This is a genomic window from Nonomuraea zeae, assembly GCF_005889725.1.
Classification (GTDB): Bacteria; Actinomycetota; Actinomycetes; order Streptosporangiales; family Streptosporangiaceae; genus Nonomuraea; species Nonomuraea zeae.
Map to the genome: position 1 here is coordinate 40,106 of NZ_VCKX01000048.1, position 13,980 is coordinate 54,085.

A 13,980-nucleotide genomic window follows, 5' to 3' on the forward strand; every position below is an offset into this window, starting at 1 on the left:
CCGCCGGGCATCGGAACCCGCTGGAGGACAGACCTCACGGGTAGCGGCGGCGTGGTGGCGCGTGCCGGGTGTTTGCGCACGTCATCACGCCTGGCCCGGCTCTCTTGGCGAATTCTGGAAAAATCTTGATTCGTTGTGTCGATGTGGGCCGGGTGCGTTCGACGCGTTGGTGACAACACGGGAAGCCGGGCTTCCCGCTCACCTGACGGAGGTCACGATGCAGAAGATCACCACCTACCTGTGGTTCGACAACCAGGCCGAGGAGGCCGCCGCCTTCTACACCTCGCTGTTCGAGGACTCGCGGCTCCTTGAGGTCCAGCGGTACGGGGACGCCGGGCCCGGGCCGGCGGGGACGGCCATGATGGTCGCGTTCGAGCTGGCCGGGCAGCGGTTCATCGCGCTGAACGGCGGGCCCGAGTTCAAGTTCACCGAGGCGATCTCGCTCTTCGTCGACTGCGGGTCGCAGGAGGAGGTGGACGAGCTGTGGGCGAAGCTCACCGAGGGCGGCGAGGAGTCGCGGTGCGGCTGGCTCAAGGACAGGTGGGGGCTGTCGTGGCAGATCGTCCCCCGGGTGCTGCCCGAGCTGCTGTCCAGCCCCGATCCGGAAAAGGCGCAGCGGGTCATGCGGGCCATGCTGGGCATGCGGAAGATCGACATCAAGGCGCTGGAGGACGCCGCCCGCGCCTGACCGTCCACGCCGTCCCCGCGCCGGCGGCGGCCCGCCTCCCGAGCTGGTCCCAGGAGGCGGGCCGCCTTCCGGGTCGGTTCACAGGGAGGCGGGCGCCGTCCTTCCGGGTCGATCAGCGGTGTCGGACCGGCTTCCGGGTTGATCGCGGGCGTGGTCATCCGGGAAGCTGTTAGCGGATGCCGCCGCCTGCACGGAAGGCGCCACGATGATCAGGTTCGGGTATGCCGACACGCCGTTCGGCCAGATCCACCACGCCTCCTGCGGCACCGGCGACCCCGTGCTCCTGCTGCACCAGACCCCTCGTTCCTGGGACGAGTACCGGGAGGTGCTGCCGCTGCTCGGCCGCACCCGCCGCGCGATCGCGATGGACACGCTCGGCTTCGGCAACTCCGCCCCTCCCCCGCGCCACACCATCGAGGCGTACGCGGCCGGCGTGCTCGCCCTCATGGACGCGCTCGGCCTGCCCGAGGCGGCCGTGGCGGGGCATCACACCGGCGGCGTGGTGGCGCTGGAGGTGGCGGCGGGCGCGCCCGAGCGCGTGTCGCGGCTGGTGCTGTCGTCGACGCCGCTGGTGGATCACGAGAGCCGCCTGCGCCGCAAGGGCCGGACGCCGATCGACGCGGCGAGTGAGCAGCCCGACGGGGCACATCTGGCCGAGCTGTGGAACGCGCGGGCGCCGTACTATCCGTGGCGGCTGCTCAACCGGTTCGTCCGCGACGCGCTCACCGTCCTGCCCGAGGTGGAGAAGGGGCACGAGGCCGTCGGCGCGTACCGCATGGAGGAGCGCGCCGGGCTCGTGCGCTGCCCGGTGCTCCTCGTGGGGGCGGGGCAGGACCCGTTCGCGCTGCCGGAGCTGGCGCGGCTGGCGGCGTACTTTCCCGGCAGCATGCAGGCGGTGATCGAGGACGGTGTGATCCCGCTGGAGCATCAGGCGGCAGAGTTCGCCGCGATCGTGGAGGACTTCCTGCGAGCGTGACGGCGCGGGCCAGGCCGACCCGGCTGATGGCGCGTCCTCCGGGATCAGGGTGCGTCCTCCGGGCCCCGGGCGTCGGGCAGGCCGGTCCAGCGGCGGGCGTCCGGCACCGGCAGCCCGAACTGGTCCAGGATCCGGGTCGCGAGGTGGTCCACCAGGTCCTGCAAGGAGGCGGGCCGGGTGTAGAAGGCGGGCACAGGCGGCAGGATGGTGGCGCCCATGCGGGTCAGGGCCAGCATGTTGTCCAGGTGCACCTCGTTGAGCGGGGTCTCGCGGGGCACGAGCACCAGGCGGCGGCGCTCCTTCAGGCACACGTCCGCCGCGCGGGCGATGAGCCCGTCGGCGTAGCCGGTGCGGATGCCGGCGAGGGTCTTCATGCTGCAGGGCACGACGACCATGCCGTCAGTGTGGAACGAACCGGAGGAGATGGGCGCCGCCTGGTCCCCCGGCCCGTGCACGACGTCGGCGAGCTTGGCGAGCTCGCGGACGTCGTACGGCGTCTCCAGCTCGATCGTGGCCCGCGCCCACCGGCTCAGCACCAGGTGGGTGTGCACGTCGTCGTACTCGCGCAGCAGCTCCAGCAGGCGCACGCCCAGCGGGGCGCCGCTGGCCCCGGTCATCGCGACGATCAACCGCACGGCCGGGCCCCCGATCGTGCGCGGGCGGCGGTCACGACGTGGCCCCGTTCCCGATCCTGGCGCGGTCGCGGGAGGCGGCCGAGCCGGCGGCGCCGGTCCACTCGTAGTAGTCGGTCTGGTCCAGGCCGGCGAAGCCGAGCAGGCGCGCGACGAACTCCTCGTCCATCTGCTCGATGCTCTGCGGCACGTTGTAGTACGTCGGGATCATGGGGTAGACGACCGCGCCCGCCTCGGTGAGCTGCACCATGTTGCGCAGGTGGATGAGGTTGAGCGGGGTCTCGCGCACGCACAGGATCAGCGGGCGGCGCTCCTTCAGGCACACGTCCGCCGCGCGCTCGATCAGCGTGTTGGCCGCCCCCTGGGCGATCCTGGCGGCGGCGCCCAGCGCGCAGGGCAGGACGATCATGCCCCAGCAGCGGTAGCTGCCCGAGGACGGCGGCCCGGCCGCGTCGATCTCCGGGTCCCAGAGCGTCACCTTCTCCGACGGGCCGCCGAGCATCAGCTCGACCGGGTCGGCGTTCTCGGCGGCGGCGTGCTCGTGCGCGATGAGCTTGCGGCCGTTGGCCGAGATCATCAGGTCCACGTGACCGACGCGCGAGTCGCCGGCCAGGGCCGCCAGCAGCCGCCCGGCCAGGCGGGTGCCGCCGGCGCCGGTCACGGCCAGCAGCATGCGTCGTTGTTCTGGCATGGTGTGTCGCTCCAAGTGGTGGTCGCGGAGTGGGTGCGGTGGGTCGCGGAGTGCGGCGATCAGCCGGGGTGGCCGGACTCGGCCCGTGCCGCCGGTGCGACCCCGTCGTGGCCGGTCCCGTCGCGAGAAGCGCCGCCGGAAGAAGCGGGGCCGTCCGGAGAAGCAGCGCCGTTGGAGGTGGCCTGCCCGTCGTCGCCGAACAGGCCGGGCGCGAAGGGCCGTGGATCGACCTCGCGGAACTGGGCGCGGGCGAACATCTTGGCACGCAGCTCGTACGGCGCGGTGGCGTCGAAGATGGTCTTGGAGGTGACGCCCTTGGCCGGCAGGCGCGGGTCGTACTCGGGGGTCTGCGACGGGTCCAGGACGTGCCCGGCGACCCCGGGGATGGCGATGATGTCGAGGTTGCCCTGCATCCGGGTCTGCATGGCCCACAGCACGTCGTTGGTGTCGAAGATGTCGACGTCCTCATCGACCAGGATGACGTTCTTCAGCTCGGTGTAGGTGCCGAACGCGATCAGCGCGGCCAGCCGGGCGCGGCCGTCGTCAAAGGCGCTCTGCTTGTTGCACTTCATGACGGTCAGGAATTTGCCGCCGCCGGAGGAGTGGGCGTAGACCTCGCTGACGAAGCCGGGCAGCGCCTTGTCGCAGGCGTTGTAGATGCTCGCCTCGGTGGGCAGCCCGGCCAGGCTCACGTGCTCCTCGCCCGGGCCGACGAGGGTCTGCAGGATGGGGTCGCGGCGGGTGGTGACGGCGGTGACCTTCAGCACCGGCAGCGCCGGGTTGGCGGGGCCGTTGTAGCCGGGGAACTCCGGCATCGCGTGCCCGGTGTGGGTGTTGCGGTCCTCGGCGATGCGGACATCGGGCAGGATCTCGCCCTCGATGACGACCTCGGCGTTGGCGATGCACCGCTGGTCCACGGTCAGGCAGCGGGTCAGCTCGACCGGCTTGCCGCGCAGGCCGCCCGCCACGGCCAGCTCGTCGTAGCCGTACGGAGTCGTCGGCGCCTCGAAGCACGCGCCGATGTGGACGGCCGGATCGAGCCCCATGTTGACCGACACCGCCAAGGGCTTGCCCTGGGCCTCGGCCTTCTTGCGGAAGGCGTCGATGTGCCGCCCGGGGGCGAAGAAGATGGACAGCTCGTCCTTGCCCTGCACGCACAGCCGGTGGATGGTGACGTCGGTGCCGGCCTGGCCGGTCGGGTCGCTGCTGAGCACCAGGCCCAGGCAGAAGTACGGGCCGGCGTCCTCCTCGGTGTTGGTCGGGGCGGGCAGCAGCTTGCGCAGGTCGAAGCCCGGGTCGCCGGCCCGGTGCACGACCTCCTGGCAGACCGCGTGCTCCGCGCCGACGTCCACGGGGCTCATCGCGTTCCGGTACGCCTGCGCCATCCGCTGCGTGAGCCGGCGCGCCGGAGCGTCCAGCAGCAGCCCGACCCGCTCCCGGCTGGCCATCAACCCGACGAGGACACGCCACCCGGGGAAGCCCGACACGTCGTTGAACAGCATCGCCGGGCCCGTCCTGGTCGGCCGCACCACGGTCCCGCCGGCGCCGACGAGCTTGTAGACGCCCGCCAGCTCGGCGATCGGATCGACCGGATGGTCCGTCTCGATGAGCTGGCTGGGATAGTGCCGCAGCCGCTCCAGCGCCGAGCGCAGGTCGTGCACCTCACCGGTCCTGGCCGCCGCCTTCGCCGGTTTCTTCGTCTTCGCCGTCATGCCTTCCCCCTTGCGGGTACCTGCCCGTACGGCGGGCCCGCGAAGGGAAGGACGGCGTCAAGACCTGGACCACAGTCGGTATGGGAGCGGCTCAGCCGAAGTCGAGGAAGACGGTCTCCTTGTCGCCCTGGAGGTGGATGTCGAAGCGGTGGACGCCCGGGCGTTCGGTCACGGGGACCAGAGTCTGCCTGCGCTCGGGGGGCAGCGAGTCGAGGAAGCGGTCCGTCCCGAGGTAGATGCGGGTGTAGAGGTGGTGCAGCAGGCCGCGGGCGAACACGCAGACGCTGATGTAGCCGTTGCCCGGCGGCAGGGTGCGCAGCGCCCAGTGGCCGTCGGCGTCGGTGCCGACCCGGCCGAAGCCGGTGAAGTCCATGCCGTGCCTGCCGAGCACGGCGCCGTTCACCTGGTCGCGCCGCATGCTGCCGGGGGCGCCGCCGAGCCGTCCCGACGGATCGGCCTGCCAGAACTCCAGCAGCGCGTCGGGCACCGGGGCGCCCGCGCCGTCGTAGACGCACCCGTGGACGAGGATGGCGTCGCCGTCCAGCGGGACGAGGTCGCCGCCGCCGGGAAAGGGCAGGGCGTAGCCGTAGAACGGCCCGACGGTCTGAGAGGGGGTGGGGTTGTTCATCGGCCTTCCTCGATCCAGGTCGCCGCGGGGCCGTCCAGCACGATGTCCCAGCGGTAGCCGAGCGACCATTCGGGCTTGGACAGGTCGTGCTCGTAGGCGGCGACCAGCCGTTGCCTGGCCTGCTCGTCGGTGACCGACTGCAGGATCGGGTCGTAGGGGAACAGCGGGTCTCCCGGGAAGTACATCTGGGTGACCAGGCGCTGGGTGAACGCCGTGCCGAAGAGGGAGAAGTGGATGTGCGCGGGCCGCCAGGCGTTGACGTGGTTGCGCCACGGGTACGGGCCGGGCTTGATCGTGGTGAAGTGGTAGACGCCGTCGCCGTCGGTGAGGCAGCGGCCGACGCCGGTGAAGTTGGGGTCGAGCGGCGCGGGGTGGTCGTCGCGCTGGTGCAGGTAACGGCCGGAGGCGTTGGCCTGCCAGATCTCCACGAGCTGGCCGCGTACCGGGCGTCCGTCGCGGTCGAGTACGCGGCCGGTCACCGTGATCCGCTCGCCGAGCGGCTCCCTCAGGTGCTGCACGGTCAGGTCGGAGTCGTGGGGCGTCACGTCGGTGACGCCGAAGACCGGCCCGGACAGCTCGGCCGCCTCCGGGTCCTTCAGCGCCACCAGCGGCTGCTTGGGGTGGCGCAGCAGGGTGCTGCGGTAGGGGGCGTAGTCGCGGGCGGGGTGGTCGCCGCCGCCGGCCGCCTGGAGCGCGGCGATCTCGACGTCGATGTCGGCCTGGGTGAGGGGTTCGGGCATGACGCTACCTTTCGAGTACGACGGCCAGGCCCTGGCCGACGCCGATGCAGAGACAGGCCAGGCCGGTGCCCGAGCCGGCCGCGGCCAGCCGGTGGGCGACCGTACCGGTGATGCGGGCACCGGAGGCGCCGAGGGGGTGGCCGAGCGCGATCGCCCCGCCGTCCGGGTTGACGATCGCGGGATCAAGGTCGGGCAGCTCGGCCAGGCAACCGAGCACCTGGGCGGCGAACGCCTCGTTGAGCTCGGCGGTGGCCAGGTCGCCCGCGGACTTGCCCGCCTTGGCCAGCGCCTTGGTCGCGGCCTCGACCGGGCCGAGCCCGAAGTAGCGCGGCTCCAGCGCGCTGACCGCGCTCGCGGTGATCCTGGCGAGCGGCTCGCGGCCGCGCAGCCCCGCCTCGTCGGTCAGCAGCAGCGCCGCCGCCCCGTCGTTGAGCGGGGAGGAGTTGCCCGCGGTGACGGTGCCGCCGCTCTTGCGGAAGACGGGCTTGAGCCGGGCCAGCGCCTCCATCGAGCTGTCCGCGCGGATGCCTTCGTCCCTGGTCACCTCGCCGATCGGGACGATCTCCCGCTCGAAGGACGCCTTGGCCGCCTTCTTGTGGCTGGCCAGCGCGTACGCGTCCTGCTCGGCGCGCTCGATCCCGTGGCGCTCGGCGATCAGCTCGGCGCCCTCCCCCAGCGGCACGGTGTGCTCGGCGGGCATCTCCGGGTTGACCAGGCGCCAGCCGAGCGTGGTGGAGATCAGCTCCTGCCCGCCCGCGGGGAACGCCTTGTCCGGCTTGGGCAGCACCCAGGGGGCGCGGGTCATCGACTCCACGCCGCCGGCGATCACGACCGAGGCGTCGCCGAGCGCGATGGCGCGATAAGCCTGGATGACGGCCTCCATGCCGGAGCCGCACAGCCGGTTCACGGTCACGCCGGGCGTGGTGACCGGCAGGCCGGCGAGGAGGGCGGCCATGCGGGCGACGTTCCGGTTCTCCTCGCCGGCGCCGTTGGCGTTGCCGAGGACGACCTCGTCGGGCGCCGCCACGTCGTTGCGCTCGGCGATCGACCTGACGACGTGCGCGGCGAGGTCGTCGGGGCGGATGGCGGACAGCGCGCCGCCGTACCGGCCGAAGGGGGTGCGGACGGCGTCGACCACGTAGACGGTCTTCATGCGGGAACCCCTGCTCCGGTGCCGGTCTTCGTGCGCGAGCCTGTGCTGCCGGTCCTCATGACAGGACCTCCGCTTCCGTACGGTCGCGCAGCTCGGCCGCGCTCACCCCGGTCGCGGTCTCGACCAGCCTCAGCCCGTCGGCGGTGACGTCGAGCACGCCGAGGTCGGTGATGATCCGGTGCACGCACGCCTGTCCGGTGAGCGGCAGCGTGCACTCCTTGACGATCTTGGGTGAGCCGTCCTTGGCGGTGTGGTCGGTGATCACGATGACCTTGCGCGCGCCGTGGATGAGGTCCATGGCCCCGCCCATGCCCTTGACCAGCCGGCCAGGAACCATCCAGTTGGCCAGGTCGCCGCGGGCCGAGACCTGCATCGCGCCGAGCACCGCCACGTCGATGTGCCCGCCGCGGATCATGCCGAACGACAGCGCGGAGTCGAAGAACGACGCGCCCGGCAGCACGGTCACCGTCTCCTTGCCCGCGTTGATCAGGTCGGGGTCGAGCGCGTCGGGGGCGGGGTAGGGGCCGACGCCCAGGATGCCGTTCTCCGAGTGCAGGACCACGTCCACGCCCGGCGGCAGGAAGGAGGGGATGCGGGTGGGCAGCCCGATGCCGAGGTTGACGTAGTCGCCGTCGCGCAGCTCGGCGGCCGCCCGCGCGACCATCTCGTCACGGGTCCAGCTCATGCCGTGCTCCCCTCCGGCGTCCGCGGGACGGACGTCGTACGCTTCTCGATGGCCTTGTCGGCGGCCTGCTCGGGGGTGAGCGGCACGACGTGCTGGACGAACACGCCGGGCAGGTGGACCTCGTCGGGGTCGAGCTCGGTCAGCTCCTCCACCTCGGCGATCGTGATCCGCCCGGCCATCGCCGCGAGCGGGTTGAAGTTGCGGGCGGACTTGTTGAAGACCAGGTTGCCGTAGCGGTCGCCCTTGGCCGCCCGCACCAGCGCGAAGTCGGTGGTGATGGCGTGCTCCAGCACGTACTGCCTGCCGTCGAACTCGCGCACCTCCTTCGGCGGCGAGGCCTGGGCGATCGAGCCGTCGGGGTGGTGGCGCAGCGGCAGGCCGCCGTCGGCGACGGGGGTGCCGACCCCGGCCGGGGTGTAGAAGGCGGGGATGCCCGCGCCGCCCGCGCGCAGCCGCTCGGCCAGGCTGCCCTGCGGGGTCAGCTCGACCTCCAGCTCGCCGGCCAGGTATTGCCGGGCGAACTCCTTGTTGTCGCCGATGTAGGAGGCGGTCACGCGGGCGATGCGCCCGGCGGCCAGCAGGATGCCGAGGCCGCCCCCGTCCACCCCGCAGTTGTTGGACACGACGCCGATGCGCTGCACGCCGGTGTCGTAGAGGGCCTGGATCAGCACGTTGGGGATGCCGCTGAGGCCGAATCCGCCGACCGCGAACGAGGCGCCGTCATGCACGCCGGCCAGCGCCTCCCCGGCCGTGGCGACCAGCTTGTCTTTCCGCACGACACTCCGTTCACCCGATGTGTTCGCTCAGCGAACTTTAGTTCACTATCGTGTGGTCGAGTATGTGTACCTGAAGGCGCTTCTGTCAAAAGCTCCTTCGATCTTGGAGGCGCGGATGGAAGCGGCCGGAACCTTGGAGCGCGGGCTGACCGTCCTGCGCGTGCTGGCCGCCGGCCCGGAGCCGGCCGCCGGTGGTCCGGACGCGGCGGCCGCCCCGGTGCGGGCGGCGGACGTGGTACGCGCGAGCGGGCGGCGGGCCCGCGCCACGGACCTCGTCCGCGCGACCGGCCTGGCCAGGTCGACCGTCGATCGCGTGCTGGCCACCCTCGTCCACCTGGGCTACGTCCGTGCCGAGGGGCGCGACGTGCTGCTGGCGCCGCGCCTGATGGAGCTGGGCGAGGCGTACCTGGCCTGCGGCGGGCTCCGGGACGTCCTCGCGCCGGCGGCCGAGCGGCTGGCGCGGGAGCTGGACGAGTCGGTGTCGCTGGCCGTCCAGGACGGGGACGGGGTGCGGTTCATCGCCCAGTTCGCCCGGCGGCGCACCATGTCGATCGTCTTCCGGGTCGGGGACCTGCTGCCGGCCGCCCGGTGCGCGGCGGGCCTGGCCCTGCTCGACCCGGACGCGCCGTGGGCCGAGGACGACCAGCTCGTGGAGCCGGGGCTGATCGCGGTCGCGCTGCCCGTACGGGATCGGGACGGGACGGCGGTCTGCGCGCTGAGCGTGGTCAGCCACACCAGCAGGCACACCATCGCCGGCCTGGTCGCCCACGCCCTGCCCCGGATGCGCGAGGCGGTGGCGGCCATGGAAGCGACCCTCGCCACACCACCGGACGCGCGCTCGGGCGCGGCCCCGGGCGTTCACGCGGCGTCGGACCTTCACGCGGCGGGCGAGCGTGCCGCGACGGCGGCAATGGCAACGGCGGCGGCGGTCGCCGGAACGGGCGTGGCGGCCGAGCCGGGCGACGGACGTCTGCAGTCGCTCGCGCGCGGCCTCGCGGTGCTGGTCGCGCTCGGCTCGGCGCGCGGCGGCGCGACCCTCGCCGACGCCTCACGGGTGACCGGTCTGCCGCGCGCCACCGTGCGGCGGGCGGTGCAGGCCCTGGAGCGCCTGGGGTACGCCGCCGCCGACGGCAGCCGCTTCGTGCTGCTGCCCAAGGTGCTGGAGCTCGGCTACGCCCACCTGTCCGGGCTGACCCTGCGCGAGATCGTCCAGCCGCACCTGGCGGACCTGGTGGGCCGGATCCACGAGTCGGCCTCGGCCGCGGTGCTGTCCGGCGACGACGTCCTCTACGTGGCCCGCGTGCCCACGGTGAGCATCATGAGTGTCAACATCACGGTCGGCACCCGCTTCCCCGCGTACGCGACCTCCATGGGCCGCGTGCTCCTGGCCGGCCGGCCAGCGGAGCGGCTGGCCGCGATCGCGCCGCTGCCGCTGACCCGGCACACGATCACCTCGCACGAGGACCTCGCCGCGGCCGTCAGCCGGGCCGCCGCGGACGGCTACGCCCTGGTCGACCAGGAGCTGGAGGAGGGGGTGAGGTCGATCGCGGTGCCGGTGCGCGCCGGGGACGGCCGGGTCGTGGCGGCCGTCAACGTGGCCACCCACGCCAGCCGCGCCGCCGCCGCCGACCTGCTGAGCGACGTCCTGCCCGAGCTCAGGCAGGCCGCCGCCCGCATCGAGGCCGACCTGGCCCACGTGCCCGGCGCCGTGCCGGACGACTCCGCGCCCGAGCGCCTGGCCGCCACGTGGTGACGGCGGCCGCACCGGCCCCTGACGCGCCGCGTGGGCGGGCCGCCGTGTCCGGCGACCCGCCCACGCGCTCACGGGGCTCTCAGCTGCAGTGTTCGAAGGGGCTGTCATAGACGGACGAGCCCGCCTTGCCGCCCCACTTGACGCACTTGTCGGCCGCGGCGGCCTTCACCGGGCCCGCGAAGTAGGCGAAGTTGCCGCTGTCGGTCACCCGGGTCTTGCCCTGCACCTCCAGGTAGGCGCTGGTCGCGCTGGCCGTGCCGATCGAAGTCTTCTTGATCGTGGCCACGCAGTTGTTGCCGTTGGCGGTGTTGTAGAGCAGGTAGACGGTGCCCGCCGTGCCCAGCGCCGCGGAGTCGATCACCGTGTAGCCGCTGCCGCACACCGACTCGGCTGTGTGCGGGTTGGTGGTGCCGCCGCCCGAGCCGGTGACGTACTGCATGTACTTGGTCCAGTCCCAGTAGCCGCCCGGGTCGGTGTGGTCGGTGCCAGGGACCTGGTTGTGCCCCACGATGTGGGTGCGGTCCTTGGGGATGCCGTAGCGGTCGGCGATGTTGCGGGTCAGCGCGGCCGAGGACCGGTACATCGCGTCGGTGAACCAGGACGCGTTGTCGACGAAGCCCTCGTGCTCGATCCCGACCGAGCGCCGGTTGTAGTCGCCGGCGTGCCAAGCCCGGTCCTTCTCCCTGACCATCTGGGTGACGGCGCCGTCGGAGGAGCGTACGACGTAGTGGGCGCTGACCTTGGCGGCCGGGTTCTGGAACCAGGAGATGGTCCCGGCGTAGGAGCCCTGCGTCACGTGGATGACGATGCGGTCGATCGCGTCGCTGGTGGGCCGGCTGGAGACGGCGTAGTTGGAGGTGCTGGCCGGCACCCACGTGGCCGACGGGTAGTCGGTGGCGGCGGCGAGCGTGGTGGGGCCGTCCAGGTCCTTGGCCTTGGCGTAGGGGCCGCGGGCGGGCTCGATGGCGCGCGGCTGCACCGTGATGCTCTCGCCGCCGGGGGTGGTGGCGCGCACGCCCTCGTTCAGCAGGTCGTAGACGGTGTCGGCGTACAGGCGGGCCACGTCCGCCGAGGTGGCGTTGCCGTACTTGGCGACGGCCTCGTACCACTTGCCGGCGTCCTTGCGGGCGGTGGCGGTCAGGCCGAGCTCGTCGGCGTAGGCGCGCAGGACTGCGGCGCCGCCGGCGATGTTGGCGGCGTCGTCGCTCTTCAGCGCCGAGACGGGCTGCTTGGTGATCGTGGCCGCGCGCTCCAGCGTGCGGGCGGCGACCAGGTGCATCACGCCGTAGCCGCCGCTGGCGCTGGGCTCGCCGTCGTGCCCGTCCAGGTGGGTCTCGGCGTAGGCGAGCGAGACCAGCAGGTCGCGCGGCACCTCGTACGTGGTGGCCGCCTTGGCGAACGCGCCGGCCATGGGGTCGGCGGCGGACGCGGTCGCGGCCGGCTGCCCCATGAGCAGCGAGACGGGGATCAGCGCGCCGGTCAGCAGCACGGCCGAGCGGCGCAGGCGGGCTAGCACAGTTCTCTCCTCAGGAATTCAGGTCGGGGGGTGTGGGAGCGGGCGGCCGCCCGGCGACCGCCCGCACGCTCAGGAAGCTCTAGCCGCAGTGCTCGAAGGGGCTGTTATAGGCGGACGTGCCGACCTTGCCGCCCCACTTGACGCACTTGCCGGCCGCGGCCGCGCGAACCGGACCCGCGTAGTAGGCGAAGTTGCCGCTGTCGGTGGCGCGGGTCTTACCCTGCACCTCCAGATAGGCGCTGGTGGCGGTGGCCTTGCCCAGCGAGGTCTTCTTGATCGTGGCCACGCAGTTGTTGCCGTTGGCCGAGTTGTAGAGCAGGTAGGCCGTGCCCGCCGTGCCCAGGGCCGCGGAGTCGACCACCTTGTAGCCGCTGCCGCACACCGACGCGGCCGTGTGCGGGTTCGTGGCGCCGCCGCAGCTGTTCTTCGAGGTCAGCGTCTGGTTCGGGTAGCCGAAGGTGACGCCGTTGAAGACGGCCTTGCGGATGTTGGCGGGGTAGCTCGTGCCCTGGCGCACCTCGAAGTGCAGGTGGGGGCTGATGTTGTTGCCCGGCTTGCTGGTGTTGCCGAGGGTGCCGAGCTTCTGGCCCTGCTTGACGCTGGCGCCGGCGGCGACCGAACGCGAGTTCAGGTGGGCGTAGTACGACGTCCAGCCGCCACCGTGGTCGATCTTGACCAGGTTGCCGTAACCGTTCGTGGAGCCCTGGTGGGCCGAGATGACGACGGTGCCCGCCGCGGCGGCGGAGACGGTGTCGCCCAGGTCGGCGTTCGCGGTGCTGCCCCGGTTGAAGTCGATCTCATACGACTGGTGGGCGCTGCTCCCGCTGGAGTTGCCGGTCCAACTCTGGCCACAGGGGAAAGGCAACTGGAAGCTCGGCGCGGCCAAGGTCGTCACCGCGGGCGGGTCAACCGTGTTCGGCGGGTCATTCGGATGCGGGGTCGACGTAGGCGCGGCCGTCGGCGTCGCGCTCGGTGCCGGCGTCGGCGCGGCGGAGGCGGCCTGACCGGCCACGAGCCCGCACATAAGAACGAACCCCACCGTAAGCACCCTGCTGGGCCTCATACGGATCCTTTCCTAACGGCTCCCGGACATGATTCGCCCGGCGCCGGTCATGGTCTGCGTGGATCTTCTCGAAGTGCGCTTGCTGGGGGTCAAGATTGCGAGTACGGCGTACAAAGAACATCCAAAATCGGTATAAAGACACAGCCAGCTCGATCGGACAACCCGACAAATGGTTGCAATACCTCCAGCTAAGGAGTAGGTGCGGTCATAGTGGTTGATCAGCCCAACTTCGGTGTTCTCGGCCCCCTACAGGTCCGTGCCGGGGACCGGATCCTGCGCATCGCGGGCAACAAACCGCGGCTGCTGCTGACCTCGCTGCTGCTCGACGCGAACCAGGTGGTCGGCACGGAAGTGCTCATCGAGGTCCTGTGGCCGCGGAACCCGCCTTCCTCCGCCACGGCCAACCTGCGCACGTACGTGAGCTCGTTGCGCGGCGTCCTCGGCGCGGCCGGGGCGAGCATCGCCGCGCACCCTTCCGGCTACGCGATCGAGGTGGAGCCGGCCCGGCTCGACGTCCTGCTGTTCGAGGACCTGGTCGCCAGGGCGCGGGCCTGCGGGCGTACCGAAGAGGCGGCCGGGCTGCTGCGCGGCGCGCTCGCGTTATGGCGCGGCGAGCCCGTCTGCGACCTGCCCGCCAGCCCTCTGTGGGACACGCGGCTGCGCTCGCTCACCCAGGCCAGGCTCAGCGCGGCCGAGGACCTCGTCGCGATGAAGCTGGCCGCCGGCGAGCACGCCTCCGCCATCGACGACCTGCGCGAGCTGATCGGCGGCCACCCCTACCGCGAGGACCTGTGGCAGCAGCTCATCCTCGCCCTGCACCGCGGCGGCCGGCGGGCCGAGGCGCTGCACGCCTACACCACGATCAGGCGGCAGTTGGTCGACGAGCTCGGCATCGAGCCCGGCCAGGACCTGCGCGAGGCGCACGCCCGCGTGCTGGCGGAGGAGGAGCCCGCGCCCGCCCCGGCCC

The 13,980-nt window shown here is 72.3% G+C and carries 14 protein-coding genes; 4 read left to right on the top strand and 10 right to left on the bottom strand.

Translation table 11 applies throughout. The features are described from left to right. The first annotated feature begins 217 nt into the window (after positions 1-217). Both ETD85_RS17805 and ETD85_RS17810 read left to right on the top strand, forming a co-directional pair. The gene (locus tag ETD85_RS17805) at positions 218-688 is read left to right on the top strand and encodes a VOC family protein (protein WP_138690838.1); all 471 of its coding nucleotides are present in this window, start codon (positions 218-220) and stop codon (positions 686-688) included. Between the two features lie 205 nt (positions 689-893). Then, positions 894-1,664: an alpha/beta fold hydrolase gene (locus tag ETD85_RS17810; RefSeq protein WP_138690839.1), complete on the top strand. Its 771-nt coding sequence runs from the start codon at positions 894-896 to the stop codon at positions 1,662-1,664. A gap of 44 nt (positions 1,665-1,708) precedes the next feature. On the opposite strand, the gene ETD85_RS17815 is transcribed toward ETD85_RS17810, so the two are convergent. From ETD85_RS17815 to ETD85_RS17850, 8 genes are all read right to left on the bottom strand, one after another. Next, entirely contained in the window at positions 1,709-2,299 is a 591-nt protein-coding gene (locus ETD85_RS17815; RefSeq protein WP_138690840.1) for a non-oxidative hydroxyarylic acid decarboxylases subunit B, read from the bottom strand. Positions 2,300-2,330: 31 nt separating this feature from the next. After that, on the bottom strand, positions 2,331-2,987 hold the full coding sequence (locus ETD85_RS17820) for a UbiX family flavin prenyltransferase (RefSeq protein WP_138690841.1): 657 nt from the start codon (positions 2,985-2,987) through the stop codon (positions 2,331-2,333). Between the two features lie 59 nt (positions 2,988-3,046). Further along, positions 3,047-4,699, bottom strand: coding sequence for a UbiD family decarboxylase (locus ETD85_RS17825; RefSeq protein WP_138690842.1), 1,653 nt, complete (start codon positions 4,697-4,699; stop codon positions 3,047-3,049). Positions 4,700-4,790: 91 nt separating this feature from the next. Next, positions 4,791-5,327, bottom strand: coding sequence for a protocatechuate 3,4-dioxygenase subunit alpha (gene pcaG / locus ETD85_RS17830; RefSeq protein ID WP_138690843.1), 537 nt, complete (start codon positions 5,325-5,327; stop codon positions 4,791-4,793). Beyond that, complete coding sequence (gene pcaH / locus ETD85_RS17835) at positions 5,324-6,067, bottom strand: protocatechuate 3,4-dioxygenase subunit beta (protein ID WP_138690844.1); 744 nt, start codon at positions 6,065-6,067, stop codon at positions 5,324-5,326. The genes pcaG and pcaH overlap by 4 nt, the downstream gene beginning before the upstream one ends. A gap of 4 nt (positions 6,068-6,071) precedes the next feature. Beyond that, complete coding sequence (locus ETD85_RS17840; RefSeq protein WP_138690845.1) at positions 6,072-7,220, bottom strand: thiolase family protein; 1,149 nt, start codon at positions 7,218-7,220, stop codon at positions 6,072-6,074. Between the two features lie 55 nt (positions 7,221-7,275). Beyond that, entirely contained in the window at positions 7,276-7,905 is a 630-nt protein-coding gene (locus ETD85_RS17845) for a CoA transferase subunit B (RefSeq protein ID WP_138690846.1), read from the bottom strand. Beyond that, a complete protein-coding gene (locus tag ETD85_RS17850) occupies positions 7,902-8,681 on the bottom strand; it encodes a CoA transferase subunit A (protein WP_138690847.1) in 780 nt (259 codons plus the stop codon). Before ETD85_RS17850 ends, ETD85_RS17845 begins: the two co-directional genes overlap by 4 nt. A gap of 115 nt (positions 8,682-8,796) precedes the next feature. Between ETD85_RS17850 and ETD85_RS67285 the strand changes: the two genes are divergently transcribed. After that, on the top strand, positions 8,797-10,434 hold the full coding sequence (locus tag ETD85_RS67285) for an IclR family transcriptional regulator domain-containing protein (RefSeq protein ID WP_138690848.1): 1,638 nt from the start codon (positions 8,797-8,799) through the stop codon (positions 10,432-10,434). Positions 10,435-10,513: 79 nt separating this feature from the next. Here the strand turns inward: ETD85_RS67285 and ETD85_RS17860 are convergent, their stop codons facing one another. Continuing rightward, complete coding sequence (locus tag ETD85_RS17860; protein WP_138690849.1) at positions 10,514-11,950, bottom strand: N-acetylmuramoyl-L-alanine amidase; 1,437 nt, start codon at positions 11,948-11,950, stop codon at positions 10,514-10,516. 79 nt (positions 11,951-12,029) lie between these two features. Further along, positions 12,030-12,845: a M23 family metallopeptidase gene (locus tag ETD85_RS17865; protein WP_240779209.1), complete on the bottom strand. Its 816-nt coding sequence runs from the start codon at positions 12,843-12,845 to the stop codon at positions 12,030-12,032. Positions 12,846-13,223: 378 nt separating this feature from the next. Between ETD85_RS17865 and ETD85_RS17870 the strand changes: the two genes are divergently transcribed. Beyond that, positions 13,224-13,980, top strand: a 757-nt coding sequence (locus tag ETD85_RS17870) for an AfsR/SARP family transcriptional regulator (RefSeq protein ID WP_240779210.1), incomplete at its 3' end; no start/stop codon positions are given.

What these genes read in the sequence shown, in the direction of transcription:
- ETD85_RS17805 (WP_138690838.1), top strand. Translation starts at nt 218, where the DNA reads ATGCAGAAGATCACCACCTACCTGTGGTTCGACAACCAGGCCGAGGAG.
- ETD85_RS17810 (WP_138690839.1), top strand. Translation starts at nt 894, where the DNA reads ATGATCAGGTTCGGGTATGCCGACACGCCGTTCGGCCAGATCCACCAC.
- ETD85_RS17820 (WP_138690841.1), bottom strand. Translation starts at nt 2,987, where the DNA reads ATGCCAGAACAACGACGCATGCTGCTGGCCGTGACCGGCGCCGGCGGC.
- ETD85_RS17825 (WP_138690842.1), bottom strand. Translation starts at nt 4,699, where the DNA reads ATGACGGCGAAGACGAAGAAACCGGCGAAGGCGGCGGCCAGGACCGGT.
- pcaG (WP_138690843.1), bottom strand. Translation starts at nt 5,327, where the DNA reads ATGAACAACCCCACCCCCTCTCAGACCGTCGGGCCGTTCTACGGCTAC.
- pcaH (WP_138690844.1), bottom strand. Translation starts at nt 6,067, where the DNA reads ATGCCCGAACCCCTCACCCAGGCCGACATCGACGTCGAGATCGCCGCG.
- ETD85_RS17840 (WP_138690845.1), bottom strand. Translation starts at nt 7,220, where the DNA reads ATGAAGACCGTCTACGTGGTCGACGCCGTCCGCACCCCCTTCGGCCGG.
- ETD85_RS17845 (WP_138690846.1), bottom strand. Translation starts at nt 7,905, where the DNA reads ATGAGCTGGACCCGTGACGAGATGGTCGCGCGGGCGGCCGCCGAGCTG.
- ETD85_RS67285 (WP_138690848.1), top strand. Translation starts at nt 8,797, where the DNA reads ATGGAAGCGGCCGGAACCTTGGAGCGCGGGCTGACCGTCCTGCGCGTG.